Source organism: Variovorax glacialis (genome assembly GCF_051216375.1).
Lineage (GTDB): Bacteria > Pseudomonadota > Gammaproteobacteria > Burkholderiales > Burkholderiaceae_C > Variovorax.
In genome coordinates, this window is sequence record NZ_JBPJZT010000001.1 from 122,841 (window position 1) to 148,292 (window position 25,452).

The window sequence follows — 25,452 nt, forward strand, 5'->3', positions numbered from 1 at the left end:
CCGAAATACCAGCCGAGCAATCCCGCGACGCGATGGCAACCCGGGCCGTGACGGCGGCCACCATCGGCACCGCGCTGGAGTGGTTCGACTTCACCCTGTACGGCACCGTGGCGGCGACGATTCTGCCCCGGCTTTTCTTCCCGTCGATGGACCCGACCTCGGCGCTGCTGGCGTCGCTGGCCACTTTCGGTGTGGGCCTGGCAGCGCGACCGCTGGGCGCGATCATCTGCGGCTATCTCGGCGACAAGCTGGGCCGCCGCAACCTGATGCTGGGCACGGTGAGCGTCATGGGCCTGGCCTCGGTCCTCATGGGCCTGCTCCCGACCTATGCGCAGATCGGCATCTGGGCGCCGATCCTGCTGGTGCTGCTGCGCATCATCCAGGGCTTCGCACTCGGCGGCGAATCGACTGGTGCACAACTCATGGCGCTCGAATTTGCAAAGCCCGACCGGCGCGGCAAGTACTCCGGGCTGCTGGGCCTTTGCTCCCCCTTGAGCCAGATACTGGCCAATGCGGTGCTCCTGCTGCTGTCGTCGACGCTTTCGCCGGAGCAGTTCGACAGCTACGGCTGGCGCATCCCTTTCCTGATCAGCTTCGTGCTCGTGGTGGTGGGCGTGTACATCCGGTTGAAGGTGGATGAGACGCCGGCCTTCGTCGAGATGCAGAAGACCAAGGTGGCCCAGGTGGGCAGCCCGCTGCGCGATGCGGTGCGCCTGCACTACAAGACGATCCTGCGGCTGATGTTCTTCTTCTGCGGGCCGGCCGCCCTCTTCTACCTGATCGTGGTCTTTTCGCTGAGCTTCATCACCAAGGACCTCGGTGTGCCAAAGCAGACCGGCTTCATGCTGCTGATGGGCGCCAACGTCTGCGCCATTGTGGGCTCGCTGGCCGGTGGCCTGCTGAGCGACCGGATCGGGCGGCGCAAGGCGCTGGCCCTCGGCTCCATCGCGACGCTGGTGATCCTGTTCGTCTACTTCGGCGTGCTCGCGACACGCAGCTTCTATCCGATGCTCGCCATCATGGGCCTCTTCCTGGGCTTTACGCAGTTCCAGAGCGGCATCCAGCCCGTGTGGTTCGCCGAGGCCTTTCCGACCAATGTGCGCTATTCGGGTTCGGCGCTGGCCTACACCGGCGCGAATCTCCTGACCGGTGGTCCGATGCCGCTGGTCGCCGTGTGGCTCGTGAGCGTGTTCAATGGCTCTCTCCCTGGGGCGTCGTGGCGGTGTGCGCGGTGCTCAACGTGATCTCGCTGATCATGATCCTGACCGGTCCCGAGACGCGCGGCATCGACATGAACCGTGTGGACCCGGCCGCCAAGGTCGGCGCCCCTCACTGACAACCCCCTCCTCCGGAAGCACAAAATGAACAAGGTGTTTGTCCTCAACGGCTCGAACCTCAACATGCTCGGCAAGCGCGAGCCCCACCTCTACGGAAGCACGACGCTGGCCGAGATCAAGGACCGCACGGAGCGCCTGGCCGCCGAACTCGGCCTGGAGTGCCACTTCCGGCAGACCAACAGCGAGTGCCAGTTGATCGAGTGGCTGCAGGAAGCCTTCGAGAAGGACGCCGCGGTCATCATCAATCCGGCGGGCTTTTCGTTCGGATCGATCCCTGTGCTGGATGCGGTCAAGCTGATCAGCAAGCCGGTGGTGGAGGTCCACATCACCAACATCCACAAGCGCTCGGAGCAGTACCAGCACTCGCTGATTTCGCTGGCCGCGACGGGCGTCATCTGCGGGCTCGGGCCGGGCGGCTACCCTGCTGGCGATGCGGGCGGTGGCCGAAGCGCTGGCCAGTGCGCCAGCCTGAGCAAATCGACAGAGGCCGGAGAAAAGCTAGGCCCTGACCCGCCTTCCCCGCCGCTCCTCGGGCGGCCACTCGGGCGGCCATTCCTGCTGCAGGTGCTTCAGCAGTGCAGCAACACGTGCGACGTTCACTCGGCGCCTTGGCACATAAGCCTTGAACCAGTTTTCCTGCGGAGCAAAGTCGGAGAGCACCACTTCGAGCTGCCCCGCGGCAATTGCATCCGATGCGATGTAGGCGGGCAGCAGCGCCAATCCAAGCCCGGCTGTTGCTGCCTGAAGCAAGGTGCGGTTGTCATCCGCGAGAAGCCGAGGGTGCACATCGACCAAGAGCGTCCCTCGGCTGCTCTGAAAGGCCCAGGTCGTTCCGGTGGCCGAAAACACCAGGCAGGCGCAATCGGGTAGATCTCGTGGATGAGCGATCGCCGGATGGGCGCGCAGGTAAGACGGCGCGGCGCAAAGCAGCGGCTTCACGGGGCGCAGCGGGATGTCGACGACGCCCTCGTAGCTCGCTGCACGGCCGCTGATCGCAAGGTCGAATCCGCCCTCGGCGGGATTGGTGGAGCGGTCCTCGAGCACGATCTCCATCGTGATGCCCGGATGGACGCGCAGGAACTCGCTGAAGACGGCGCCCAGCTGCATCATCGTCAATGAAGTGGGCGCCATCACCTTCAGATGGCCGCCGAGTGCTGCTTCGTCGCTCTCCACAGAATCAATCAGTTCTTCGAACTGCGACACGACCACGGAAGCCTTCGCATGGAGTTTCTCCCCCGCTTCGGTGAGACCGACCCGCCGCGTCGTCCGGTCGAACAGCTTGCATTTGAGTTCTGCCTCGAGCTGGACGATGCGCTTCGCGACCACCGAGGGCACGACGCCGAGCTGCCGGGCGGCCTCCGAGAAATTTCCCCATCGCACGACCGCCACGAAGGTCTGCATGTGGGTCACGACGTCCATCTGGCTGCTCCTTGACCCTCGGGTCCCTATTTGTGCAAAAACGCGCTAGCTGATTGCCAGAATTCAGTTTAATTGACTTCTATCAGAATCAATAGACTTCGCTCACCCCCACAGCCATACGACCACTGCCCCGATGCCCTCACCGGCAGCAAAGGGGCCCTGGACCAAATGGCCCCACCAGGAGACAAGAGTGAGCAATGTTTCGCCTTCGCTGGACGTGAAGTCCTTCATCGATCGCAGAGGGATCACGGCCACGCAGTGGCTGCTGGTCATCCTGTGCTTCCTGATCGTCGCCTCCGACGGCATGGACGTCGCGATCATGGGTTTCCTGGCGCCCTCGATCATTCAGGAATGGGGCATCTCCCGCGCCGGCTTCGGGCTGGTGATGAGCGCCGCACCGGTCGGTCTCGTGCTCGGTGCCCTGGTCGCGGGCCCTTCCTCCGATCGCCTCGGGCGCAAGACCGTCCTGCTCGCTTCGGTCCTGGTCTTCGGCGTTTTCAGCATCCTGGCGGCGTTCACGCAGGACGTGACGCAGTTGGTCGTGCTGCGCTTCCTGACCGGCATCGGCCTGGGCGCCGCGATGCCCAACACCACCACACTGCTGGCCGAATTCATCCCGGAGCGTCGGCGCTCACTGCTGATCACCGTGATGTTCATCGGCTTCGGCGTGGGCTCCGCGGTCGTCGGCTTCGCAGCCGGCTGGATGATCCCCAATTTCGGCTGGCGCTCGGTGCTCATCGCCGGGGGCGTGTTCCCTCTCGTGCTGCTGCCGTTCCTGGTGTTGTTCCTCCCCGAATCCGTGCGATTCATGCTGGTTCGCAACTTTCCGGCCGAGCGCATCGCCGCAACGCTGGGACGCGTCTGCAAGGCCCGGTTCGCGGCAGGGACGCGCTTCTTTGCGCCAGAGCCGGCGGTCAAGGCGAAGCGGCCCATCGGTGTTCTGTTTTCGCAGGGCTACTCGCTGATCACCGTATCGCTCTGGGTGACCTACTTCATGGGCCTGCTGGTGATCTACCTGATCACCGGCTGGCTGCCGACGCTGATGAAGGACGCGGGTCTGCCGATCACGCAGGCCGCCAACATCACCGCGATGTTCCAGACCGGCGGCATCCTCGGCGCCGTCCTCACCGGCTGGTTGATGGACCGCCTCAAGCCGACCCTCGTGATCGCTGCGGCCTACCTCGGCGGTGCCTTGTGCGTCTTCGGCGTCGGCGGCGTCGGTGCCACCGCCGCCAGCCTGCCGTTGTGGATGCTGGCAGCCGGCTTCTTCATGAACGGTGCACAGACCGGCCTCAACGCCTTCGCCCCCGCTTGCTACCCCACGATGGCCCGCGCGACCGGCGTGAGCTGGATGCAGGGCATGGGTCGCTTCGGCAGCATCCTGGGGTCTGCCGTGGGCGGCATCCTGCTGGGCATGGGATGGGGCTTTGCCGGCATCGTTTCGGCGCTCGCCATCCCGGCTGGCATCGCCGCCGTGGCGATCCTGGCCGGACAGGTCGCATCCAGGCGCAACCCGCCAGCCACCGAGGCGCTCGCCCACTCCTGAAGCCGCCGGAGGCCCGGGCGGCTTCCCGTCTTCAACCTCCAAGGACTACGCCATGGCAAGACCCAACTTCGACGTTCAGGTCACCGGTGTTCGCCAGCTGACCGATCGCGTGCGCGAATACTTGCTGACCCGCGTGGACGGCACGCAGCTGCCTTCGTTTTCGGCCGGCTCGCACGTGTCGCTGCACACTGTCTCGACAGAGCGTGGGCTCATCGTGCGGCACTACTCGCTCGTCGGCGGCTGTACCCTCGACGACGATGCTCGCAACACCTACCGCATCGCGGTGCAGCGCGAGGACCATGCACGAGGCTCGGCCCATATCCACAAGACGCTCGAAGTGGGTACCCGGCTGCAGATCGGCCCGCCGACCAACAATTTCCCGTTAGACAGACGCGACCATAACGTGCTCCTCATTGCGGGCGGCATCGGCATCACGCCGATCTTCTCGATGGTGCGCAGCCTGGCGCGACGCCGCTGCGACTACCGCGTGTTCTACGCTGGCCGGCAGTCCGCCGGCATGGCCTATCACGGAGAGCTCGCAGACCTGGCGGGGGACCGAGTCAAGTTTCACCACAGCGACACGCAAGGCCACCCCGACATCGAAGCACTTCTTCGCAGCCAGCCGGAAGGCACGCGAGTCTATGTGTGCGGGCCGCGGTCGATGATCGATGCCACCCACGCGGCGGCGGAACGCCTCGGCTGGCGCCCGGACCGCGTGCGCAGCGAGATGTTCACGGCGTCGATCTCGGGGGACGCAAAGCCTTTCACTGTCCATCTTCGGCGATCCAACAGGACGGTGGAGGTGGGCAGTGACGTGAGCATCCTGGATGCGCTGCTGGCCGATGGCGTGCCCGTCCTTTTCGATTGCCGACGCGGCGAATGCGGCCTCTGCCCGCTTCCGGTGGTCGCCACCGATGCCGGCATCGAGCACCACGACCACTATCTGTCACCCGAAGAGAAATCATCCGACGAGACGCTGTGCATATGCGTTTCACGCGCCCGAGGCAGTCGACTCGTGCTCGACGCCTGACCTCTACCTGCAGGAGAAAAACAATGGACCTGATCGTTGAGCGCCCTGTCGAATTCGTGGTGCGTGAAGAACGTGAATTCGTGCCCGGCGGATTCGCGGATCACACGACCCCGCTGATCCGCAATTGCTGGTACGTCGCCGCGATGGCGAGCGAGGTCACGCGCGACATCATCAGCCGCCGTCTGCTCGGCGTGGACGTGGCGCTCTACCGCACGCTGGCAGGCGAGCCGGTGGCGGTGCGCAATCGCTGCCCCCACCGATCGTTCCCGCTGGCCAAGGGCAAGCTCGTGGGCGACGTGCTCATGTGCGGCTACCACGGCATGCAGTTCGATCCGTCGGGCCGCTGCGTCAACATGCCGGCGATGCCCATCGTGCCGACCAATGCCAATGTGCGGAGCTTTCCGACGGTGGAGCGCGGACCCTTGATCTGGATCTGGATGGGGGATGCCGACCATGCCGACGAGAGCCTGGTCCCGGACACCCGATGGTTGGCCAGCCCGGAGTGGAAGAGCGTCAGCGGCAGCTTCCACATCGCTTCGGACTACGTGGCGATGCACGAAAACCTGCTCGACCAGACGCACTTCCCCTTCCTGCATCCGGGCGCCATCGGCACGCCCGAATACGCCCGGTCCAAGTTGAAGGTGCGCGAGGAGGACAACAAGATCATCATCGACCGCGAGCTGCGAAATTCTCCCCCTCCCGGCGTTTACGGCGTGCCCACTGGCCTCACTGGCAAGCCGGTCGATCGCTTCTCGGACGCGCGCTTCGTCTCGCCGGCACTGCACACCGCCTATGCGCGCATCGTGGACAACAACGATCCAAGCGGCGCGCCTCGCACCTACCGATTCAATATCAGCCACATCTTCACGCCGGAGACGAACGGCGGCATTCACTACTGGTGGTTCTGCAGCCGGAACTTCAACCTCGAGGACAAGGCGGCCGACGATCACCTGCTGGCCGCGTCGACCAAGGCCTACCAGGAAGACGTGGATGCGCTGGAATGGATCCTGGATGTCGTCAGAAACGACACCGAGCCACAGTTCGACTTGAACTTCGCTCCCGACAAGCCCGGCCTCCTGATGCGCCAGGTGCTTTATCGGCTTGCCGCGGCCGAGGCCGGGGTTGCCGGCGGGTGATCGGAATGGGGAAGCGAGCCCGACCCTGTCGGGCTGCCCTTAGGGCGGGATTCGCTCATCAAATTCAGGCAGCGTCGGGCCCTAGGTCTGGTCCGTCTCCTCCTTGTCCACCTCCTGCTTGTCAACATGCTTGAGGGCCGGCTTCTGACCAGGCTGAGGGGCGTGTTCGGCTCCGGGGGCGATTTCCTCGCCGCGATGCTTCTTTTCCTGTTGCACTTTTTTGTCGTGCGCGACATTGCGTGGATCGGTCATGCAGGCACCTTGCACGTGCCTGGGCAAGGCATGCGTGGGACGACGCGCCGTCCCTGCGGCAAAAGGACACCGTTGGCAGCACCGGGGAGGCCACGAAGCTCAAACGGCCAGCGGACAGGTTCCGAGCGCATTCACCGCGCCATCGTCTTACATGAACATCTCGGCGTTTGCGTCACGCTGCGCGATCACCAAGGAGTTTCCATGACCGCCCAAAAACCACCCGAAACGACCGAAGAAAAAACCGGGGACCTGCTGGAGCAGGCTCGCAGCGAGGCGCAGCAGCGCGTCGCGGAGGTCCACACCGAGGAAGGAACCGTCCAATCCGAAGAGGCGCAGAACTCGCCGCACTCGGACGATCACGACTAGGGCGGGCGCATCGATCTCCCTAGCTTCGCGGTGCCGGGTGAAGTCCGACGCCGGCGCGTTGCGTACGTTGTTGCTGAACCCAGCGCACGGCCATCTGCTCCGCCCACTGGAGAGCCGCCCATTCGGACTGGAAACCCTGAGAGCCCTGGGCAAGCAGGAGCGTCTCCGACTCCGGCCAGGGACGCAATCTCTCGAGTTGCGCTCGAAACAGCCCTGGACGTTCCTCGATGGCGCCACAGATGAATTCCTCGTCCCCGTAAGCGAACACGAGTCTGGACATCGATCCTCCTTCGCGAAAAGATGGTCGAAGCATGGAGGCGAAAGTCGCTGGTCGGGCCAGTGGTGAACGCCTCCTCGTGCGGGGCATTCCTTACATGCCGATGGCTGACCAGGCGCCTGGCACCGACCTGGAAGTGCGCGTCGGCCTACATCGCGCTCGACATCCGGGCGATAGCTTGCATGAGAAGTTGGCCACACCCACCTGGAGCCCTTCCATGTCGCGCGACACCACCATCGCCCCGGGCCCCACCGGTTCCGGCAGCATCGATTGACGCAAGCCGCCCCTGCGACCCCACATCGTCGCCGCCTCCGTCTCGGTTGCGCGGGCTGGAATATTCCGCGCGCATTCGCGGCCGCATTCGGAGAGGGAAGCTCGCAGCTGGCGCGCTATGCGACCCGATTCAATGCCGTGGAGATCAACAGCTCCTTCTACCGGCCGCATCGCCGACAGACCTACGAGCGCTGGGCCGCGAGCACGCCATCCGGCTTCGCCTTCAGCGTCAAGCTCCCACAGGCCATCACGCATGAACTGAGGCTCGTCAGCGCGATGCCGATGTTCGATCCGTTCTGGGAGCAGGTGCAGGGCCTCGGGGAGCGATTGCGCTGCCTGCTGGTGCAGCTCCCGCCCAGCCTGGCCTTCGACTCGCGCGTGGCGGGCCGCTTCGGCGCGGCGCTGCGACGGCGCTACGCGGGACCGGTGGCGATCGAGCCGCGTCATGCCAGCTGGTTCACACCGGAGGCTGATGCCCTGCTCGCGCACTTGAGATTCGGCCGGGTGCTGGCCGACCCGGTGCGCCACGACCCGGGAGCGGCGCCGGGCGGGTGGCGGCAGACCGTCTACCTGCGCTTGCACGGTTCGCCTCGCATGTATTGGTCACGCTATGAGGACACGCTGCTCGACTTGCTCGCGCCGCGGCTGTCGGCCGCCGTGGCGGATGCCGAGAACTGCTGGTGCATCTTCGACAACTCGGCGGCCGGCGAGTCCGTGGGCGACGCTTTGCGGCTCGACGCGCTGCTGGCCGCTTTCGAATGCGCGTGATAGTGCGCACGAAGTCACATTCGGTCTGCAGCACCAGGCGAAGTGGATGAATACCTATTCATTACATTTCTAGAATGAATGCATGACACGCAAAAATGCCGACGACAGCGACACCAACTTCGGATGGTGGGTAGACAAGCCCGAGCGGGAGGAGCGCCCCACCACGTTTCACGCGCCAATCAGCAATGCATCCCGGCCTCCCGAGAGCAGCGGATTCAGTTGGGGCACCGCGCTGCTCATCGTGCTGCTCATGATGGCATTTGTCTGGTCTTTGAAGTCGCTCGCTGGCTGGTAAGGCCGCAGGTGCAAACTGCGCCGGATTCGGCGCGCACAGGGGGGCTGCGTTCCCGCCTGTTGGCCTATCGACCCGTCCTACAGGTCTGCGTAGAAGCTGGTGCGATAGCCCGTGAGGCCACCGCCCTTGTGTTCTTCCGAAGGACTCGCCTTCCCCGTCGAGAATGCGATCGTGGCTGCCAACATCGCGCCAGTCGCGGCAAGCACCCAGAAGCCCAACAGATAGACGAGCCAGAGTGGTCCAACGATGGCCACCAGAAGAAAGAGTGCTTTGAACATTGATTCAGTTTGCGCTTGTCGGCTCGAACGGCGCGTGACGGAATCGCCGAAAACACGGCAAATGATTGCACTCGCGAACCGACACCAGAAACGACATTTGCAGCCATGACGGCGGCGCACGGCATTCGCCTACTTGAAAACGGGCGGCCGTGCCGATGGTTGAACTGCGCGCACGGGCGCAGCTTCTCGGCATGAAAGCACTCATCGCCCTCCTTACTTCCGCTGCCGCCCTTGCAGGCTGCGTCGCCGTTCCCTATGACGCCGGTCCGCCGGCCGGCGCCTACTACAGCCGCCCTGCGCCACCGCCGCCAAGCGCACGGCGTGACTACGACCGCGACGGCGTGCCGGATCGTTACGACCGCCGTCCGGACAACCCGTACCGCTACTGACGAAGGTCTTTGTCGCGCGCATCTCCGTCCAGACAGGTCATCGCGAACGGGCGGTGAAGGTTTCTCCTACGGCACACGCTGGCTAAACCTCACCGGTCCGCGCAACGCACCTCCTAGGCTGGTAGCTTTATCGTGATCGCGCGCCAGCCGCGACGGAGACCCATGATGACATCGACCTCTTCTGACTTTCTCGAAATGCGCAGGCGAGGCTTGCTGGTCGGCGGCCTTGCCACAGCAGCCGGGGCACTGATTCCCGCCTCCCACGCCGAGGCGCAGGCAACAGGCGCTCCGGGCCAAGGCGGCGGCGCCGCAGCGCCCCCCACCGCGCAGGTCACGCTCAAGATCAATGGCAAGACGCACACCTTGACGCTCGACACGCGCACCACGCTGCTCGACGCCCTGCGCGAGCACCTGCAGCTCACCGGTTCGAAGAAGGGCTGCGACCACGGCCAATGCGGCGCCTGCACCGTGCTGGTGAGCGGACGACGAATCAACAGCTGCCTCACCCTCGCGGCGATGCACGACGGCGACGAGGTCACGACGATCGAAGGCCTCGGTACGCCGGCCAGGCTCCATCCGCTGCAGGCCGCCTTCGTCAAGCACGACGGCTTCCAGTGCGGCTACTGCACGCCGGGGCAGATCTGCTCGGCGGTCGGTACGCTCGCCGAGATCAAGGCCGGCATCCCGAGTCACGTCAGTGCCGACCTCAACGCCGGTCAGCAAGCCACGCCCGAGGAGATTCGCGAACGCATGAGCGGCAACATCTGCCGCTGCGGCGCGTACTCGAACATCCTCATGGCGATCCAGGAAGTCGAGGGGGTGAAGTCATGAAAGCCTTCACTTTTGAACGCGCCTCATCGCCCGCTGCGGCTGCCGCATCGCTCGCGAACCACCCGGGCGCCAAGGTGATCGCTGGCGGCACGAACCTGCTCGACCTGATGAAGCTGCAGATCGAGACGCCCGCGCACCTGATCGACATCAACCATCTCGGACTTGATCGGATCGAGCTCGATGCCGGCGGCGGCCTGCGCATCGGTGCGCTGGTGCGCAATACCGACCTCGCGGCCGATGCGCGCGTTCGCCGCGACTACGCGGTGCTCAGCCGGGCGCTGCTGGCCGGTGCGTCCGGGCAGTTGCGCAACAAGGCGACCACCGCCGGCAACCTGCTGCAGCGCACCCGCTGCCCCTACTTCTACGACACGACGAAGCCCTGCAACAAGCGGCAGCCCGGCACCGGTTGTTCCGCGCAGGGCGGGTTCGACCGCAACCTCGCCATCCTCGGCACCAGCGAGCAATGCATCGCAACCCACCCGAGCGACATGGCAGTGGCGATGCGCGTGCTCGATGCAACCGTGCAGACAGTGCGCGCAGACGGCTCGCAGCGCACGATCCCGATCGTCGACCTGCACCGCGCGCCCGGCAGCACGCTCGACGTCGAGACGGTTCTGGCGCGCGACGAGATCATCACCTCGGTCACCCTGCCCGCGCCGCTCGGCGGCAAGCACTTCTATCGCAAGGTTCGCGACCGCGCCTCCTATGCCTTCGCGCTCGTTTCCGTGGCTGCAGTCATCCAACCCGACGGCCGTGGCCGCTTCGCGTATGGCGGGCTCGCGCCGAAGCCCTGGCGGGTCGAGGCCGCGGAGCAGCAAGGCAGCGCGCAGGCGATAGCGCAGCCCACGCTGGCGGGCGCGCGCACCAGCGCGCACAACGCATTCAAGCCGGTGCTGCTGGAGCGCACGCTGGCATCGGTACTGTCGGAAGCGAAGGGCTGAGTCATGAAATTCGATCAACCCGCCACGCGCAATCCGATCGACCGCCTGCAGGTCGTCGGCAAGCCCCACGACCGCATCGACGGCCCCTTGAAGACGACCGGCACCGCACCCTATGCCTACGAGCGCCATGACGTGGTGGCGAACCAGGCCTATGGCGTGATCGTCGGCGCAGCGATCGCCAAGGGCCGCATCGTGCGCATCGACACCGACGCGGCGCGCGCCGCACCCGGCGTGCTCGCCGTCGTCACGTACGAGAATGCAGGCAAGGTCAACAAGGCGAAGGCGATCACCGCAAAACACCTCGCGGGACCGGAGGTGGATCACTTTCATCAGGCGGTGGCCATCGTCGTCGCCGACAGCTTCGAGCAGGCGCGCGCGGCGGCCCATCTGGTACGTGTCGACTACCAGACGGCACCGGGACAGTTCGATCTCGCGCGCGGACGCGAATCGGCGGTCAAGCCGAAGATGGATGAGCAACCGCCCGACTCCGCCGTGGGCGACTTCGATGGTGCCTTCGCACAGGCGCCGGTCAAGGTCGAACAGACCTACACGACACCCGACCAGAGCCACATGGCGATGGAGCCCTTCGCGACCATTGCCGCATGGCAGGGCGACAAGCTCACGCTCTGGACCTCGTGCCAGATGATCGACTGGGCGCGGCGCGACCTGTCGGAGATTCTCGGCATCCCGCGCGACAAGCTGCATGTCATCTCCAGCTTCATCGGCGGCGGCTTCGGTTCCAAGCTCTGGGTGCGCAGCGATGCGGTGATGGCCGCGCTGGCGTCGCGCGCGGCGGGCCGCCCCGTCAAGATCGCGCTCGCGCGGCCGCAGATTCCCAACAACACCACGCACCGGCCCGCGACCATCCAGCGCATCCGCATCGGCGCGGGGCGCGACGGGCGCATCACCGCGATCTCGCACGAGAGTTGGTCCGGCGATCTGCCGGGCGGCCAGCCCGAAACGGCCGCGATGCAGACCCGTCTGCTGTACGGCGGCGCGAACCGCCTGACCTCGCACCGGCTCGCGACGCTCGACCTGCCCGAAGGCAATGCGATGCGCGCGCCCGGCGAGGCTCCGGGGATGATGGCGCTCGAGATCGCGATGGACGAACTCGCTGAAGCAATGAAGATGGACCCGGTCGAACTGCGCATCCTCAACGACGTGCAAACCGACCCCGAGAAGCCGGGCCGCGCGTTCTCGCACCGCGACCTGATCGGCTGCATGCGCACGGGCGCACAGCGCTTCGGCTGGGACCGCCGCAAGGCGACGCCCGCGCAGGTGCGCGAGGGACGGTGGCTGGTCGGCATGGGCATGGCCAGCGCATTCCGCGGCAACATCACCATGAAGTCGGCCGCGCGCGTGGCCATCGACGGGCGCGGCAAGGTCACCGTTTCCACCGACATGACCGACATCGGCACCGGCAGCTACACCATCATCGCGCAGACCGCCGCCGAAATGCTCGGCGTGCCGCTCGCGCAGGTGGAGGTACAGCTTGGCGATTCAGACTTTCCGGTCTCCGCCGGTTCAGGCGGCCAGTGGGGCGGCAACAGCTCGACCGCAGGGGTCTTCGCGGCCTGCACGAAGCTGCGCGACGCGATCGCCCGCAAGGCGGGCCTGTTGCCGGCCGATGCACGCTTCGCGGACGGACGGGTCAGTGCCGGCACGCGCAGCTTCCCGCTGGCCGAGGTGGTCGGCCGCAGCGGCATGACGGCCGAAGACGCGATCGAGTTCGGCGACCTCACCAAGACTTACGCGCAGGCCACGTTCGGCGCGCACTTCGCCGAAGTCGCCGTCGATGCCGCCACGGGCGAGGTTCGGGTGCGCCGCATGAGCGGCGTCTTCGCGGCCGGTCGCATCCTCAACCCGAAGACCGCGCGCAGCCAGGTGATCGGTGCGATGACGATGGGGCTCGGCGCGGCGCTGATGGAAGAAGCCGTGGTGGACACGCGCTTCGGCTACTTCGTCAACCACGACCTTGCCGAATACCACGTGCCGGTGCATGCGGACGTGCCCGTGCAGGAAGTGATCTTTCTCGACGAAGTGGATGAGAAGTCCTCGCCGATGAAGGCCAAGGGCGTCGGAGAGCTGGGCCTGTGCGGCTCTGCCGCGGCGGTGGCCAACGCGGTCTACAACGCGACCGGCGTGCGAGTGCGCGACTATCCGATCACGCTCGACAAGATCATCCTCGCGCTCATGTAGGCATGGGAGTGGTTGACTCCCAAGCCGCCGCCCGAACCGGGATTGGCGCCTACATTCGCCGTGACAGGTCCGGGATACCTTCCCTTCACTTGCCATGGCCGAATCCAAGCTCTCCATCTACGGTGCCATCGCAGCCAATGTCGCGATCGCGATCACCAAGTTCATCGTCGCCGGCATCACCGGCAGCTCGGCGATGCTGTCGGAAGGCGTGCACAGCGCGGTGGACACCTTCAACGGCATCCTCCTGCTGGTCGGGCTGCGGCTCAGCAAGCGCCCGGCGACGGACGAACATCCGTTCGGCCACGGCAAGGAGCTGTACTTCTGGAGCCTGATCGTCGCAGTGCTGATCTTCGGCCTGGGCGGCGGCGTCTCCTTCTACGAAGGCTTCCAGCACATCCAGCAGCCGGAGCCGATCCGGGATCCGACCTGGAACTACGTCGTGCTGGCCGCTGCCGCCCTGTTCGAAGGGACGAGCTTCGCGATCGCGCTGCGCCAGTTCAGGAAGGAGGTCGGCGCCCGGCCCTTCTGGCGCGCGCTCCACACGAGCAAGGATCCGACCACCTACACGGTGCTCGCCGAAGACTCGGCGGCCCTGCTGGGCCTCGCCATCGCGGCGGTCGGCATCTACCTGAGCCATCGGCTGGAGATACCGGAGCTCGACGGTATCGCGTCGCTCGTGATCGGGCTGCTGCTGGCGGGCGTGGCGGTGCTGCTGATCCGCGAATCCCGCGGCCTGCTGATCGGCGAAGGCGTGCGGCCTGAGACCGCGCGCGCGATCCGCGCCATGGCGCGCGAGCAGCCCGGCGTCTATGCGGTCGGTCGCATCCTCTCGATGTACATGGGGCCGAACGACGTGCTCGCGGTCATCGACCTCGACTTCGAGGATGGCACCTCGACCGAGAACGCGGCCGCCGCCATTGCCGAGATCGAGGCGCGCGTGCAGGCGCGCTATCCGATGATCAAGCGGCTCTTCATCGAGGCCGGGGCGTCCGCGCCGGGCGGACCAGTCCCTGCCGTTCCCTGAATATCAGCAATGTTGCTCCAGTTCGCGCTCCGCGCGCAGGCTGGCCATGTCACGGCCGATCGTCGCGACGGCGAGCACCCGGTCGCCTTGGCGGTAGCGCACACTGCAGTCGCGCGCCGACGGCGATCCGTCGATGTCGACCGCATCCCAGCGTTCAGCATGGCCCACGTACTGGATCGTCACGTCATAGTGCTGGCTCCAGAAGAACGGACTGATGTCGAAGGGGTGGCGGCGGCCGAGCATGTTCAGCGCGGCGACCTGGCCCTGGCGCTGCGCCAGCGCCCAATGTTCGACGCGGATGCGCTCGCCCGAATGCGGATCGGGCCAGCGTGCGATGTCGCCGGCTGCGAAGATGCCCGGCGCACTGGTTTGCAGGTAGGCATCGACGGTGACGCCGCGATCGACCGCAAGGCCGGCCTGCTCGGCCAGCACGACCGATGGCCGGACGCCGACGCCCGCGACGATCAGATCGGCCTCGATCACGGTGCCGTCGGCCAGGCTTGCGCGCTGACCATCCAGGCGCGTCACTGTGGTGCCCAGATGAAAGGTCACGCCGTGCGACGCATGCAGGTCGCGCACGAAGGTGCCGAGTTCAGGGCCGAGCACGCGCTGCATCGGCACCGCGTCCGGAGCCACGACATGCACTTCCAGACCGCGACCGCGCAGGGACGCCGCGACCTCGAGCCCGATGAAGCTCGCACCGATCACGAGTGCCGAACGGGCCGATGCGGCCCGCGCGACGATGGCGCGGCTGTCGGCGAAGCTGCGCAGGGTCATCACCTGGCCGGCCGTTGCGCCGGGCACTGCGAGTTGAACGGGTTCGGCGCCGGTGGCGAGCAGCAGCGCACCGAACGGGCAGGCCGGTCCGCCGGCCACGCGCAGTTGGCGCGCGGCCACGTCGATGGCCTCGACGCGCATGTTCAGCCGCAGGTCGATGCGCTGTTCCCGGTACCAGTCGTCCGGCTTCAGCGGCATCCAGTCGGCCTCCGCCGTGCCGGCGAGGAAGTCCTTGGACAGGTTCGGCCGGTCACATGGCGGGTCGACGTCGGCACTGAGAATCGTGAGGCGGCCTTCATAGCCTTCCCTGCGCAACCTGTCGGCGGCAGCCAAGCCGGCCGCGCCGCCACCGACGATGACCACATCGTCCAACGGCGCGTTCTTGTGCGAACGCGGTGCAGCGACGATGCGCTCGCGCGCGAACACCCGCCCGTCGACCTGCTCCACGCGCCAGGCGGGCAGGTCGTCGAGTGCCGGCGCACAAAGCGCCGAGCCAGTACGGATGTCGAACTGCGCGTGGTGCATCGGGCAGTGCAGCACATGCTCGCAGACCAGGCCTTCGGCGAGCGCCGCGTGGTAGTGGGTGCACTGCCCGCCGATCGCGTAGAACGCATCGCCTTGGCGCAGCAGGAGCGCGTCTTCGCCGTCGATCTGCCCGGGCAGCATCGCACCGTCTGCGATGTGTTCGAGCGGGACGCCGGCCTTCAGGTCGGGGGAAGTGGAGTCGGTCATGGCCCCCACACTACTCGCGCAGCGCGGGGTGTGCAAACCCCCCTTTCGGACGACCCGCCCATCCCCCGTTCCGGGAGGCTCGGGCGCCGCAGCTCATCGCCGCGCGCCGAATCCGCTCACCGTCGGCGGACCGTCCTGGGCAGGAAGGCCGCCACCACGCCCAGCAGCGGCAGGTAGGCAATGGCGTCATACACGAAGGCAATGCTGGTCCGGTCCGCAAGGATCCCGAGCACCGCCGCGCCGAGCCCGCCCATGCCGAAGGCAAAGCCGAAGAACAGGCCCGACACCATGCCGACCTTGCCCGGCATCAGCTCCTGTGCATAGACGAGGATCGCCGAGAACGCCGAGGACAACACGAGGCCGATCACGATGGTCAGCGTGGTGGTCCAGAACAGGTTTGCATGCGGCAGCAGCAGCGCGAAGGGCGCCACGCCCAGGATCGACACCCAGATCACCGGCTTGCGGCCGATGCGGTCACCGATGGGGCCGCCGACCACAGTGCCCACGGCCGAGGCAAAGAGGAAGAGGAACAGATGCAACTGCGCGCTCTGCACCGACAGGCCGAAGCGGTCCATCACGTAGAACGTGTAGAAGCTGCTGAGCCCCGCCACGTAGAAGTACTTGGAAAAGATCAGCACCAGCAGCACCGCGATGGCGCCGAGCACCACCTTGGGCGGATACGGCGCTTCGGCCGGCGCCTTCGTGCTGCGAGCGACGGCCACGTGGTGCGTCGAATACCAGCGGCTCACCTGCAACAGCAGGCCGATCCCCAGCAGCGCGGCCAGACCGAACCAGGCCACGCTGCGCTGGCCGAAAGGCACGATCACGGCGGCTGCCAACAGCGGCCCGATGGCCGTACCGAGGTTGCCTCCCACCTGGAACACCGACTGCGCGAAGCCATGCTGCCCGCCAGAGGCAAGCCGCGCGATGCGCGACGACTCCGGGTGAAAGATCGACGACCCGAGCCCGATGAACGATGCCGCCACCAGCAACATGCCGAAGTTGGGCGCCATGGCCAGCAGCAGCAGTCCGATCAGCGTGGAGAACATGCCCAGAGGCAGCGAATAGGGCTGCGGCCGGCGGTCGGTGAACAGGCCCACCAGCGGCTGCAGCAGGGAGGCCGTGAGCTGGTACGTCAGCGTGATCAAGCCGATCTGGGTGAAGCTCAACGAGAACTCGCCCTTCAGGATCGGATACATCGCCAGGATCAGCGACTGCATCATGTCGTTGATCATGTGGGAGCCGCTGATGGCCCCGAGGATGCCGAAGGCCGGTCTGGCCTTCTGGAAGGATGCCGGTGGACTGCTGGCGGCGCTCGAGGGCGTTCCGCTCACGTCCACCGCTGCGGCGGAGGAAGTCGACATGGATGGCTTTCAATCCCCAACAAGACAGCCTGCCGCCTTGGGGCGCGGAGGCACATGGGCCGGTGAGACGCGCCCGGCGTGACAGAATTATCGAAAACGCCGTCACGCCTGTCTTGCGCCAATCCACCTTCAACCCTCGCGAAAACGACATGGACCGGCCACGCCGACCCGCCCCCCTCTCCCAGACGCTGAAGGAGATCGACGAGGCGCGCTCGCCGATCACTGCGCGGGCCACCGATTACCCGGTGGGTTGGCACATCGAGCCGCATGCGCACGCCAAGCACCAATTGATCCATGCGGTGCGGGGCGTCATGGTGGTGCAGGCCGAAGCCGGCCGCTGGGTAGTCCCGCCGACCCGCGCGATCTGGATGCGGGCGGGCATGACCCACGAGATACGCTGCATCGGAGAGGTGCACATGCGCAGCCTGCTGGTCGCCTCCGATGCCGCTCCGAAGCTGCTCGGCGAGACCCAGGCCGTTGGCGTGTCGCCCCTGCTGCGGGAACTCATTTGCAACGCCATGGAGATACGGCAGCCCTACATGCCCGCCACGCGCGACGGCCGTGTCATGCGCTTGATCCTCGACGAGCTTCGCGCGCTGCCGGTGCTGCCCCTTCACCTGCAGACGCCGTCCGACCCGCGGCTGCTGCGCATCTGCGATCGGCTTCAGCAACGTCCCGATGACGCCTCCACCATGGCCGACTGGGCGCGACGGCTGGCGGTGGACGAGAAAACCATCCAGCGCCTTTTCCTGAAGGAGACCGGCATGACCTTCGGCCAGTGGCGACAGCAGGCTCGCCTCTTGCGGGCGCTGGAGCTGCTGGCGACGGGCGAGAAAGTCATCGACGTCGCGCTGGCTTTGGGCTACGAAAGCCCCAGCGCCTTCGCAACGATGTTTCGAAGGCAGTTCGGCCAGACGCCCAGCCAGTTCTTTGCCGCCGAACGAACTTCGCCAGGGTAGTGGCTTGCAGCGTGCCGCTTGCAAAGGTACGCTCCTTGCTTCCTACAGCCCATGGACGCGATTCCCAGGATGAATGATGCCGAACTCGATCTGCAGCATCTGCAGATCTTCGACATCCTGCTGGCAGAGCGCAATCTGACCCGCTGCGCACGGGTGCTCAACATGACGCAGCCGGCGCTCAGCAAGATGCTGGCGCGCCTTCGCCTCTATTTCGGCGACCCTCTCTTCGTGCGGGTTGCGCTGAAGATGGAGCCGACACCCAAGGCGCTCGAACTGGCACAACCCGTGCGCGCGATTCTCGACAGCATGCGTGCGCTCCGCTCGGACCACGTGCCTTTCGATCCCCTCGTTTCCGAGCGGCGATTCAGCTTCTTCATGATCGATGCCGCGGTGGTCCAGCTGCTGCCGCCTCTGCTGGCGATCCTTCGCGTCGAGGCGCCCAAGGTGCACGTGCAGGCGGTTCCCTGCGACGTCCATCACCTGGACCAATGGCTCGAATCGGGCCTGGTCGACCTGGCCATCGGCTCCTTCGCCTCGCTGACGCAAGGCATCCGGCGCCATCCGCTCTGGACGGAAAGCTATGTGTCCCTGTTCCGCAAGGGGCATCCGCGCCTCGATGCGGAGAGCCTCACAAAGCAATCCGGTGACGCGGGAGCGTCCACGGCGCTCCATCGCTTCCTCGAGGAGCAGCACGCGCTCGTTTCCGTGACCGGCACCGGGCACGAGTACGCGAATGCCGAGCGGCTGCTCGAAGCGACGCTGCCGCGGGATCACATCGTGTGCCGCGTGCCGACCTTCGCAGCGGCTGCCCACATCGCGCGGAACTCGGACATCGTCGCGACCGTGCCGCGCACGTTGGGCGTTGCGCTGGCCAACGACCTGGACCTGGTCGCGGTCGAGCCACCCCTGGCGTTGCCGAGCATGGAGATCGCGCTGTACTGGCACGACCGCTTCCACCGCGACCCGGGCAGCCAGTGGCTGCGTGGCGTGTTCCGCCGGCTGTTCCTGCGTGACGCCGCTCAGGCCGCCTGAGCTTCCGCTTGCGGGACGGAAGCGGTTGTCGCTGCGGGATCGCGAGGCTCGGGGTTCAGGATCAGGTCGAAGTTCAGCACGTAGCTGCCGTCAGCCTGCTTCACCCACTCGCCAACCAGCGATTCGCGCACGCCGAAGACCGCGTCCGAGTCGAGGTACGGATCGCCCTTTCGGAAGACATGGGTCACCAGCATCTGGAAGCCCGGTGCCTTCACCATGAAGTGCAGATGGGCCGGCCGCCACGGGTGCCGTCGCGTGGCGCGAAGCATGTCGCCGACAGTGCCGTCATCGGGAATGGGATAGGCCACGGCGGCAACGGTGCGAAAGTGGAAGCGGCCCTGCGCATCGGTGCGGAGCACGCCGCGTCCCTGGGCATGGTCGAGTTCCGCATGCTGCACGTCGTAGTGGCCTCCGCTGTCGGCCTGCCAGACATCGAGCGTCGCGCCGGCGATCGGGCTGCCGTCGAGCGAGCGCACCGTGCCGCGCACCACGCAGGGCTCGCCGCTCGCGCCGTTGCCGACGTCGTCGCCGTTCTCGTAGTGCGGCGCGCCTTCGACATGGAACGGCCCGAACACGGTCGCCTCGGTGCAGCCGGCGGGCTTGTCGTGGTTCATCATGACGGTGAGCATCGACAGTCCGAGCGTGTCGCTCAGGAGGATGAACTCCTGGCGCTTGTCATCGCACTTCTGGCCCGTTGCCGTGAGGAACTGGATGCCCTGCATCCACTCGTCTTCGGTCAGTTCGACCTCGCGGGCGAAGTCGTGCAGGTGCCGTACGAGACTCGTCAAGACACGCTTCAGGCGCGGGCTCGGCGTGTCCGCGAATCGTTCGATCACCGCGTCGGTGATGTTGTGCTGGTTCAGGTTGCGCATGGTGGGGTCTCCTTGGAATGAATGGGTCGGACATTCAGAAAGGGCACAGCGCCATCGCCCAGAAGCGTGTGCCCTGCGGACGGTTGCGCGCGCCGAACTCCGACTGCACGCGCAGCGTCAGCGCGAAATTGGGGCTGAAGCGAAAGCTCGCGAAGGGCCCGAGCGCATTGACGCGGCCCTTGCTGCCCTTCACCGCAACACCGTTCACTTCGTCGTCGGTGGTCTGCCGATAGATGTAGCCGTTGATTCCGACCAGCAATTCCGGCGTCGCACGGTAGCCGGCGCTGAACTCGACCGAGGCCTCGTTGCCCGAGTGGTACCCCGTCGCCTTGTTGCTGTCGTTGAAGCCCCAGCGAAACTTCGCGCTGATGTCGCCGCGCGATGTCGGAAACCAGGTGAAGGCATAGGCCGGAGCGATCTGGTCGTAATTGCGGCCGGTGTTGACGTAGCGGTGAACGTCGTAGCTGCCCGTGGCGATGTTGGTCTCCACGCCCAGGGTCTGGTGGAAGGTCTCACCGTGCCAGCCAAGGATGATCGGGGAGAAGAACAGGTCGGACAGCCCGGATTGCTGGCCGCCGTGATCCAGGGGCGGAAGCGGCGCTGGCCGGGCGATGCCGAGCCGAAGGTCGACCGCGCTGATCGGCTGCACGATCCGCGTCTCGACGTTGGCGCCGAGCACGACGACGCCCGGCCACACATAGGACAGCCGCGGCGCCACCACATCGGACTGCAGCCGGAAGTCGGAGAAGCGGGGATTGTCGTTGCCGGCGCCGTCCTTGAACTGGTTCGCCGTGTAGTGCTGATAGAACAGCAGCCAGTGGGCGCCTTCGGGCAGCATGTAGCCGGCAAAGGTGTTGTCGACACCGAGCGGGTAGGAGTTGCCGCCGCCTTCGGTGGCCGAAGCCGTACCCGGCGGCGCCCCGCAGGCGACGAGCGCGAGCAGCGCGCCCCATTTCAGGCCGCGAGAATTCATGGGGCAGGCCGGTCGCCGTCGAAGGCATGCTGAAGCAGTTGACGGATGGCCCGCGCCTCCAGCGGACGCGGGTTGGGGTAACGGTTCTCCATCGCGAGTGCGCAGGCCCGGTCGAGATCGCTGGCGCGAAGTCCGAGGTCCTTCAGCGCCATGCCCGCGCCGGCGCCCTTGGCGAGATCGAACACGCCCTGTGGCGCATTCGGGCATCCGAGCGCCTGGGCGATGCGCGCCATGGCCTGCGGTGCCGCGGCGGCGTTGTAGGCGAGCGCATGCGGCAGCACGATCGTGTGCACCTCGGCGTGCGGCAGGTTGAAGCTGCCGCCGAGCGTGTGGCAAAGCTTGTGATGCAGGCCCACACCGACGCTCCCCAGCGCGGTGCCGCACAGCCAGGCGCCGTACAGCGCATCGGCGCGGGCGGCCGAGATCTGCGCGTCATCCCCGCTGGCGAATCCAGGCAGCGCCCGGCCGAAAGCGGCGATCCCTTCCTGCGACATCAACGCGACGACCGGATTGATGTCGGCGGCATAGAGGCTCTCGGCCGCATGCGCCAGTGCATTCATGCCGCTGGAGACGCTGATCTCCAGCGGTAGCGAGCGGGTGAGGTCGATGTCGTAGATCACGGTGCGCGGACGCACGCGGGCATCGTTGCCGGTCTTCTTGAGGCCGGCCTCGGTGATGCCGTAGATGGCGGTCATCTCGGAACCGGCATAGGTCGTCGGTATCGCGAGAACCGGCAGGCCCGATTCGAGCGCGATGGCCTTGCCAAGCCCGATGGTGGATCCGCCACCGATGGCCACCGCGCAATCGGCCCCGAGGCGTCGGGCGAGGGCACGGGCTTGGCGGGCCGTCTCGATCGGCACGTGCATCTCGGCGCGATCGAAGATGCCGACGCACGCGTTGCCCAGGATCGATGCGACGCGCTTGGCTTCCGAGCGTTGGCCTGGCGTGCTCAGGACGATGGCCCGAGTCGCACCCAGCATGTCGATCTCCGCGACCAGGCGGTCGAGCGTGCCGGCGCCGAAGACGACGCGCTGTGCGTGAGTGGAATGGATGAAGCTCTTCATGCCGGCATGCCTTCCTGCACGGTGAATTCACGTCTTTGCCGGGCGCGATCGACGAAGCGGATGCGCAGTTCATCGCCCGGCGAAACGTCCACCTCGTCCTCCGCCAGAAGGCGCACGATCCGTTGGCTCGATCGCCCGTCGTTGCGCACGTGCAGCAAGGCCGGAATCCAGCGCGACTCCGAGCCGTTGCGCCGCACCGCGCCCACGTAGTCGGCCTCCGCGGGAGTGCACATCGCGCTCGCCAGGGCCGCCTGGATGCGCCGTCGCGGGGCACGCGAGGAGCGGGTGATGGTGCCGGTCATCTCGTGCGGCCGCTGCAGCACCGACGACGCACCGGCCACGTCCCCGATCTGGATCAGGCGTCGCGCTTCGGTGGACGAACAGCGCACGGCTTCTTGCACGCCCGGCACCGTATCGAGTGCAACGGGCGCCACACTGAAGCCGACTGCTCCTCCCAACGCCGAGAGATAGGCGACCGTGCCGACACGCCCGCGTCCGCAGGCGAAGTTCTCGCCGACGATCAACTCCCGCATGCCCAACTGCGCGAGCAGCGTGTCGCGCACGAACGCCTCGGCATCCTGCCGGCTTCGCTGCTGATCGAAGCGCAGCACCAGGCAGTGGTCGACCGCTCCGGTCGCGGCCAGCAACTGCATGCGATCGTCCACGCTCGACAACAACCTGGGGCATCCGTCGGGGCGGACGACCGCCCGGGGATGCGGATCGAAGGTCACCACCGCGGTCGGCAGACCGAGGGATTCGCCGCGTGCGCGCAATTGCCGGAGCACCTTCGCGTGGCCGCGGTGGACGCCGTCGAACATGCCGATCGAGACGACCGCGCCCGGCAGCGCGATCCGGCTGGAGTCCGTGATGACCTTCATGAGGCGGTCTCAGATCGCGAGAGTGCTGCCGAGCGAGAGCTTTTCCTGGTGCCGCGCGGCGTCCATCGCCTTCGCGTAGTCGGCCGTGGCCTTGTAGTCGGTGTTGTCGTCGATCTCGGACTCGATGCCGCAGACCTGGCGCGCCAGCTTGCCGTAGGTGCCGGAACCCGAGAACTCGGCGCGCTGCATCGTCAGCATGCGAATGCTCTGCAGCGGCGTGCCGTTGAAGTTCTCGAACACGAAGAGCCGGTTGCCCCAGTCGGTCAGGAACAGGTCGCGAATCACGCGGCCAATGCGAAGGCGGTCCTTCGGCCTGCCGACCGGCCCGGTGTTCATCTTCTCAAAAAGCGTATTGAGCTTCGAGTCCTCCCACTGATCCTCGGTGGCAAAGAGCAGCGCGCTTCGGCCCGACAAGTCGACCAGCTCGTAGATCATCTGCGAGAAATTTTCGAGGTACAGCGCGCGGCCGAAGTCGTAGATCAGGATGTTCGGCTTGTAGAGCCCACCCGGCGTATGGAAGCCGAGTTCCTCGCTCGCCACCACGTGCGCCAGCATCGCCTGGTGGAAGCCGATCAGCTTGGCCACCCGCGTCTGCACCGCCGGGATCTTGCTCGTGCCGATGTGTTCGGTGACGAGCACGGCGAGCCCGGCCATCAGTTCGGCGCGGACCATCTGGCGCACAAGGGCGTGGTAGTGCAGCCAATCGAAGACCCGCTGCGGATACAGCTTGGCATGCTCGGCATTGCCGAGATGGAAGACGTGCGACCAGGGGATGAAGACGTGGTCGAAGACGGTCATGCCGTCGAGCTCATCGCCCTTGGAGGCCAGCGGATGCTCGATCGCATCCTCCTTCACCAGGCTCTCGCGGCACACGACGCTCACGCCCCTGGTCGCCACCGGCACGGCAGCGAAGATGATCTGGTCGCCCGGAATCCCCGGGCGGAAGAAGACGCCGATGTGGACCCAGTCGGCAAAGGCGGTGCCGGTCGACACGGCCTTCACACCATCGACCACGATGCCCCGTTCATTGCGCTCGATCACGCGCAGGCCCGGCGACCTCGCCTGCGCATCGGGGCTCGACCGGTCCATCTGCGGATCGACGAAGTTGGGCGCGCAGTTGTGGTCGCGCACGCGCACGAACTCGGCGAACGCGAGGATGTTCTGTGCCAGCGGCTGGCCCTCGGTGCCGATCGACTGCGTCTGCCAGGGCATCGGATCGTCGGTGTAGGTGGTCAGCACGTAGTTGTTGACGTCCGGCGTCCGCGGGAACGATGCGCCCATCATTTCGCGCATCACGGTTTCGTGATAGCGGCGCTTCTTCTTGAGCTCCTCCTTGGTGCGGTGACCGAACCACATCATCGAACGCCGCTCGCCGGCCTCGTCGACGTAGGTCATCACATCCTGCAGGTCGGGGCGATGGTGCAGGTCGTAGAAGTCGGCGTGGCGCTGGGCATAGTCGCGGGTCTTCGGATGCGTCGCGACGTTGTCGATCTTCTCGTTGCCGACCCAGACGACACGGCCGTCATTGAGGGACTCGAGGTATTGCTTTCCGGTTCTCAGCATGGCTGTTCCTTGGTTGGTGGTGACGAAAGAAACCGTTGGCTCAGGCATGAGCGGTCGGCTGGGTGGTTGCATAGGTCCGCTTGCAATACACGAGCGGATCGCGGTGCTCTTCGGGGTGTGCTGCAGTCGCCAGCACGCGCGCGATGAAGATGCTGTGGGTGCCGACCTCGGTCGCGCTGACGACGCGGCAGTCGAGCGCGACGAGTGCGTCTTCGCTGTAGGGTGCACCGGTGGCCAGGGTGCGCCAGCCGCCCATCTCGAAGCGCTCGGTCATCGGAACGCCGCCGACGCCCGCGAACACGTCGGAGGTGCCGCGCTGATGCGCGCTGAGCCAGTTGACGCAAAGCACGTCGTTGGTCTTGATGACGCCGTTGACGTAGCTTCGCCGGTTCATGCACACCAGCAGCGTGGGTGGATCGGCACAGACGGAGGCAACGGCGGAGCAGGTCACCCCGGCGATGCCGGCAGGACCGGCCGTCGTCACGACGGTCACCGCCGTGACCGCGCGTGCCAGGGCATCGCGGAACTCGATGTCCGAGACAGCTCCCTCGGCCAGTGATTCGACTGCATCGTTCAATCCATGGTGGGTCATGTCTGCGCTCCTCAGGGCCGTTGGGACAGAGGCCGGACTGGTCTCTGCGGGTGAGGAAAATAGTAGGCGGCGCAGGCTCGCGGCACCATTGGTCGCAGCGGAATAGACACTATTCCCCGATCAAGGGTCGGCCGTTGCCAGAGGACGCGCGGCCGGACACGCGGTCGCCGTGCACTGTTGGCGCGCCGTCCCTTCTTCGTGATCGTTCTGCGCCAGATTGAAGCGAATCGTCAAAGAAGAATCGCATCGCCGAGCCGAACATGGGCCAACGAAATCCGGAGGTCC

The 25,452-nt window shown here is 66.3% G+C and carries 26 protein-coding genes and 2 pseudogenes; 16 read left to right on the forward strand and 12 right to left on the reverse strand.

Going from position 1 to position 25,452, the window contains the following annotated elements; translation table 11 throughout:
* The first annotated feature begins 32 nt into the window (after positions 1–32).
* Positions 33–1,336 (forward strand): annotated as a pseudogene (locus ACSFBL_RS00615) (MFS transporter).
* 25 nt (positions 1,337–1,361) lie between these two features.
* Positions 1,362–1,809, forward strand: a pseudogene (locus ACSFBL_RS00620) (type II 3-dehydroquinate dehydratase).
* Between the two features lie 26 nt (positions 1,810–1,835).
* Here the strand turns inward: ACSFBL_RS00620 and ACSFBL_RS00625 are convergent.
* Complete coding sequence (locus ACSFBL_RS00625; RefSeq protein WP_435513795.1) at positions 1,836–2,756, reverse strand: LysR family transcriptional regulator; 921 nt, start codon at positions 2,754–2,756, stop codon at positions 1,836–1,838.
* 190 nt (positions 2,757–2,946) lie between these two features.
* Here ACSFBL_RS00625 and ACSFBL_RS00630 point away from each other — a divergent pair, with 190 nt between their 5' ends.
* Genes ACSFBL_RS00630 through ACSFBL_RS00640 form a run of 3 tightly spaced genes read left to right on the forward strand, consistent with a single transcriptional unit; the run spans position 2,947 to position 6,468 of the window.
* Entirely contained in the window at positions 2,947–4,302 is a 1,356-nt protein-coding gene (locus tag ACSFBL_RS00630) for an MFS transporter (protein WP_435513796.1), read from the forward strand.
* Between the two features lie 52 nt (positions 4,303–4,354).
* Positions 4,355–5,332, forward strand: a complete 978-nt coding sequence (locus tag ACSFBL_RS00635) for a PDR/VanB family oxidoreductase (protein WP_435513797.1) — start codon at positions 4,355–4,357, stop codon at positions 5,330–5,332.
* A 23-nt stretch (positions 5,333–5,355) separates the two neighbouring features.
* Positions 5,356–6,468: a Rieske 2Fe-2S domain-containing protein gene (locus ACSFBL_RS00640; RefSeq protein ID WP_435513798.1), complete on the forward strand. Its 1,113-nt coding sequence runs from the start codon at positions 5,356–5,358 to the stop codon at positions 6,466–6,468.
* 81 nt (positions 6,469–6,549) lie between these two features.
* Here the strand turns inward: ACSFBL_RS00640 and ACSFBL_RS00645 are convergent, their stop codons facing one another.
* Positions 6,550–6,720, reverse strand: a complete 171-nt coding sequence (locus ACSFBL_RS00645; protein ID WP_435513799.1) for a hypothetical protein — start codon at positions 6,718–6,720, stop codon at positions 6,550–6,552.
* Between the two features lie 201 nt (positions 6,721–6,921).
* On the opposite strand from ACSFBL_RS00645, the gene ACSFBL_RS00650 reads away from it, so the two are divergent.
* Entirely contained in the window at positions 6,922–7,086 is a 165-nt protein-coding gene (locus ACSFBL_RS00650; protein WP_435513800.1) for a hypothetical protein, read from the forward strand.
* 19 nt (positions 7,087–7,105) lie between these two features.
* On the opposite strand, the gene ACSFBL_RS00655 is transcribed toward ACSFBL_RS00650, so the two are convergent.
* A complete protein-coding gene (locus tag ACSFBL_RS00655; RefSeq protein ID WP_435513801.1) occupies positions 7,106–7,366 on the reverse strand; it encodes a hypothetical protein in 261 nt (86 codons plus the stop codon).
* 31 nt (positions 7,367–7,397) lie between these two features.
* Here ACSFBL_RS00655 and ACSFBL_RS00660 point away from each other — a divergent pair, with 31 nt between their 5' ends.
* The 3 genes from ACSFBL_RS00660 to ACSFBL_RS00670 all read left to right on the forward strand — a co-directional run bounded on the left by ACSFBL_RS00660 (position 7,398) and on the right by ACSFBL_RS00670 (position 8,699).
* Positions 7,398–7,637 (forward strand): hypothetical protein, encoded by a 240-nt coding sequence (locus ACSFBL_RS00660; RefSeq protein WP_435513802.1) that lies wholly within the window; start codon positions 7,398–7,400, stop codon positions 7,635–7,637.
* Between the two features lie 137 nt (positions 7,638–7,774).
* Entirely contained in the window at positions 7,775–8,404 is a 630-nt protein-coding gene (locus ACSFBL_RS00665; RefSeq protein ID WP_435513803.1) for a DUF72 domain-containing protein, read from the forward strand.
* Between the two features lie 82 nt (positions 8,405–8,486).
* A complete protein-coding gene (locus tag ACSFBL_RS00670) occupies positions 8,487–8,699 on the forward strand; it encodes a hypothetical protein (protein ID WP_435513804.1) in 213 nt (70 codons plus the stop codon).
* A 77-nt stretch (positions 8,700–8,776) separates the two neighbouring features.
* Here the strand turns inward: ACSFBL_RS00670 and ACSFBL_RS00675 are convergent, their stop codons facing one another.
* Complete coding sequence (locus ACSFBL_RS00675; protein ID WP_435513805.1) at positions 8,777–8,977, reverse strand: hypothetical protein; 201 nt, start codon at positions 8,975–8,977, stop codon at positions 8,777–8,779.
* 191 nt (positions 8,978–9,168) lie between these two features.
* Between ACSFBL_RS00675 and ACSFBL_RS00680 the strand changes: the two genes are divergently transcribed.
* From ACSFBL_RS00680 to ACSFBL_RS00700, 5 genes are all read left to right on the forward strand, one after another.
* Entirely contained in the window at positions 9,169–9,366 is a 198-nt protein-coding gene (locus tag ACSFBL_RS00680; RefSeq protein WP_435513806.1) for a hypothetical protein, read from the forward strand.
* 165 nt (positions 9,367–9,531) lie between these two features.
* Complete coding sequence (paoA, locus tag ACSFBL_RS00685) at positions 9,532–10,197, forward strand: aldehyde dehydrogenase iron-sulfur subunit PaoA (RefSeq protein WP_435514508.1); 666 nt, start codon at positions 9,532–9,534, stop codon at positions 10,195–10,197.
* Complete coding sequence (locus ACSFBL_RS00690; protein ID WP_435513807.1) at positions 10,194–11,138, forward strand: FAD binding domain-containing protein; 945 nt, start codon at positions 10,194–10,196, stop codon at positions 11,136–11,138. Before paoA ends, ACSFBL_RS00690 begins: the two co-directional genes overlap by 4 nt.
* 3 nt (positions 11,139–11,141) lie before the next feature.
* On the forward strand, positions 11,142–13,337 hold the full coding sequence (gene paoC / locus ACSFBL_RS00695) for an aldehyde oxidoreductase molybdenum-binding subunit PaoC (protein ID WP_435513808.1): 2,196 nt from the start codon (positions 11,142–11,144) through the stop codon (positions 13,335–13,337).
* Positions 13,338–13,431: 94 nt separating this feature from the next.
* On the forward strand, positions 13,432–14,361 hold the full coding sequence (locus ACSFBL_RS00700; RefSeq protein WP_435513809.1) for a cation diffusion facilitator family transporter: 930 nt from the start codon (positions 13,432–13,434) through the stop codon (positions 14,359–14,361).
* 3 nt (positions 14,362–14,364) lie between these two features.
* On the opposite strand, the gene ACSFBL_RS00705 is transcribed toward ACSFBL_RS00700, so the two are convergent.
* Together ACSFBL_RS00705 and ACSFBL_RS00710 are read right to left on the reverse strand one after the other, a co-directional pair.
* A complete protein-coding gene (locus ACSFBL_RS00705; protein WP_435513810.1) occupies positions 14,365–15,870 on the reverse strand; it encodes an FAD-dependent oxidoreductase in 1,506 nt (501 codons plus the stop codon).
* 116 nt (positions 15,871–15,986) lie between these two features.
* On the reverse strand, positions 15,987–17,234 hold the full coding sequence (locus tag ACSFBL_RS00710; protein WP_435513811.1) for an MFS transporter: 1,248 nt from the start codon (positions 17,232–17,234) through the stop codon (positions 15,987–15,989).
* A gap of 149 nt (positions 17,235–17,383) precedes the next feature.
* Here ACSFBL_RS00710 and ACSFBL_RS00715 point away from each other — a divergent pair, with 149 nt between their 5' ends.
* Together ACSFBL_RS00715 and ACSFBL_RS00720 are read left to right on the forward strand one after the other, a co-directional pair.
* Positions 17,384–18,193 carry an AraC family transcriptional regulator gene (locus ACSFBL_RS00715; RefSeq protein ID WP_435513812.1) on the forward strand — a complete coding sequence of 270 codons (810 nt, stop codon included), beginning with the start codon at positions 17,384–17,386 and terminating at the stop codon, positions 18,191–18,193.
* Positions 18,194–18,262: 69 nt separating this feature from the next.
* A complete protein-coding gene (locus ACSFBL_RS00720; RefSeq protein WP_435513813.1) occupies positions 18,263–19,225 on the forward strand; it encodes a LysR family transcriptional regulator in 963 nt (320 codons plus the stop codon).
* Here ACSFBL_RS00720 and ACSFBL_RS00725 read toward each other — a convergent pair.
* From ACSFBL_RS00725 to ACSFBL_RS00750, 6 genes are read right to left on the reverse strand one after another with little or no spacing between them, the layout of a single operon-like run.
* Positions 19,213–20,097, reverse strand: coding sequence for an intradiol ring-cleavage dioxygenase (locus tag ACSFBL_RS00725; protein WP_435513814.1), 885 nt, complete (start codon positions 20,095–20,097; stop codon positions 19,213–19,215). The genes ACSFBL_RS00720 and ACSFBL_RS00725 overlap by 13 nt on opposite strands.
* Positions 20,098–20,131: 34 nt before the next feature.
* Entirely contained in the window at positions 20,132–21,070 is a 939-nt protein-coding gene (locus ACSFBL_RS00730) for a SphA family protein (protein WP_435513815.1), read from the reverse strand.
* Positions 21,067–22,134, reverse strand: a complete 1,068-nt coding sequence (locus tag ACSFBL_RS00735; protein ID WP_435513816.1) for a maleylacetate reductase — start codon at positions 22,132–22,134, stop codon at positions 21,067–21,069. Before ACSFBL_RS00735 ends, ACSFBL_RS00730 begins: the two co-directional genes overlap by 4 nt.
* Positions 22,131–23,012 (reverse strand): FAD synthetase family protein, encoded by an 882-nt coding sequence (locus tag ACSFBL_RS00740; protein WP_435513817.1) that lies wholly within the window; start codon positions 23,010–23,012, stop codon positions 22,131–22,133. The genes ACSFBL_RS00735 and ACSFBL_RS00740 overlap by 4 nt, the downstream gene beginning before the upstream one ends.
* Positions 23,013–23,021: 9 nt before the next feature.
* Positions 23,022–24,575 carry a 4-hydroxyphenylacetate 3-hydroxylase N-terminal domain-containing protein gene (locus ACSFBL_RS00745; protein WP_435513818.1) on the reverse strand — a complete coding sequence of 518 codons (1,554 nt, stop codon included), beginning with the start codon at positions 24,573–24,575 and terminating at the stop codon, positions 23,022–23,024.
* 40 nt (positions 24,576–24,615) lie between these two features.
* Entirely contained in the window at positions 24,616–25,167 is a 552-nt protein-coding gene (locus ACSFBL_RS00750) for a flavin reductase (RefSeq protein WP_435513819.1), read from the reverse strand.
* Positions 25,168–25,452 lie beyond the last annotated feature (285 nt).

Coding starts and splice junctions, on each gene's coding strand:
- ACSFBL_RS00625 (WP_435513795.1), bottom strand. CDS start 2,756: ATGGACGTCGTGACCCACATGCAGACCTTCGTGGCGGTCGTGCGATGG.
- ACSFBL_RS00635 (WP_435513797.1), top strand. CDS start 4,355: ATGGCAAGACCCAACTTCGACGTTCAGGTCACCGGTGTTCGCCAGCTG.
- ACSFBL_RS00640 (WP_435513798.1), top strand. CDS start 5,356: ATGGACCTGATCGTTGAGCGCCCTGTCGAATTCGTGGTGCGTGAAGAA.
- ACSFBL_RS00645 (WP_435513799.1), bottom strand. CDS start 6,720: ATGACCGATCCACGCAATGTCGCGCACGACAAAAAAGTGCAACAGGAA.
- ACSFBL_RS00650 (WP_435513800.1), top strand. CDS start 6,922: ATGACCGCCCAAAAACCACCCGAAACGACCGAAGAAAAAACCGGGGAC.
- ACSFBL_RS00655 (WP_435513801.1), bottom strand. CDS start 7,366: ATGTCCAGACTCGTGTTCGCTTACGGGGACGAGGAATTCATCTGTGGC.
- ACSFBL_RS00660 (WP_435513802.1), top strand. CDS start 7,398: ATGGAGGCGAAAGTCGCTGGTCGGGCCAGTGGTGAACGCCTCCTCGTG.
- ACSFBL_RS00670 (WP_435513804.1), top strand. CDS start 8,487: ATGACACGCAAAAATGCCGACGACAGCGACACCAACTTCGGATGGTGG.
- ACSFBL_RS00675 (WP_435513805.1), bottom strand. CDS start 8,977: ATGTTCAAAGCACTCTTTCTTCTGGTGGCCATCGTTGGACCACTCTGG.
- ACSFBL_RS00680 (WP_435513806.1), top strand. CDS start 9,169: ATGAAAGCACTCATCGCCCTCCTTACTTCCGCTGCCGCCCTTGCAGGC.
- paoA (WP_435514508.1), top strand. CDS start 9,532: ATGACATCGACCTCTTCTGACTTTCTCGAAATGCGCAGGCGAGGCTTG.
- ACSFBL_RS00690 (WP_435513807.1), top strand. CDS start 10,194: ATGAAAGCCTTCACTTTTGAACGCGCCTCATCGCCCGCTGCGGCTGCC.
- paoC (WP_435513808.1), top strand. CDS start 11,142: ATGAAATTCGATCAACCCGCCACGCGCAATCCGATCGACCGCCTGCAG.
- ACSFBL_RS00700 (WP_435513809.1), top strand. CDS start 13,432: ATGGCCGAATCCAAGCTCTCCATCTACGGTGCCATCGCAGCCAATGTC.
- ACSFBL_RS00705 (WP_435513810.1), bottom strand. CDS start 15,870: ATGACCGACTCCACTTCCCCCGACCTGAAGGCCGGCGTCCCGCTCGAA.
- ACSFBL_RS00710 (WP_435513811.1), bottom strand. CDS start 17,234: ATGTCGACTTCCTCCGCCGCAGCGGTGGACGTGAGCGGAACGCCCTCG.
- ACSFBL_RS00715 (WP_435513812.1), top strand. CDS start 17,384: ATGGACCGGCCACGCCGACCCGCCCCCCTCTCCCAGACGCTGAAGGAG.
- ACSFBL_RS00720 (WP_435513813.1), top strand. CDS start 18,263: ATGAATGATGCCGAACTCGATCTGCAGCATCTGCAGATCTTCGACATC.
- ACSFBL_RS00725 (WP_435513814.1), bottom strand. CDS start 20,097: ATGCGCAACCTGAACCAGCACAACATCACCGACGCGGTGATCGAACGA.
- ACSFBL_RS00730 (WP_435513815.1), bottom strand. CDS start 21,070: ATGAATTCTCGCGGCCTGAAATGGGGCGCGCTGCTCGCGCTCGTCGCC.
- ACSFBL_RS00735 (WP_435513816.1), bottom strand. CDS start 22,134: ATGAAGAGCTTCATCCATTCCACTCACGCACAGCGCGTCGTCTTCGGC.
- ACSFBL_RS00740 (WP_435513817.1), bottom strand. CDS start 23,012: ATGAAGGTCATCACGGACTCCAGCCGGATCGCGCTGCCGGGCGCGGTC.
- ACSFBL_RS00745 (WP_435513818.1), bottom strand. CDS start 24,575: ATGCTGAGAACCGGAAAGCAATACCTCGAGTCCCTCAATGACGGCCGT.
- ACSFBL_RS00750 (WP_435513819.1), bottom strand. CDS start 25,167: ATGACCCACCATGGATTGAACGATGCAGTCGAATCACTGGCCGAGGGA.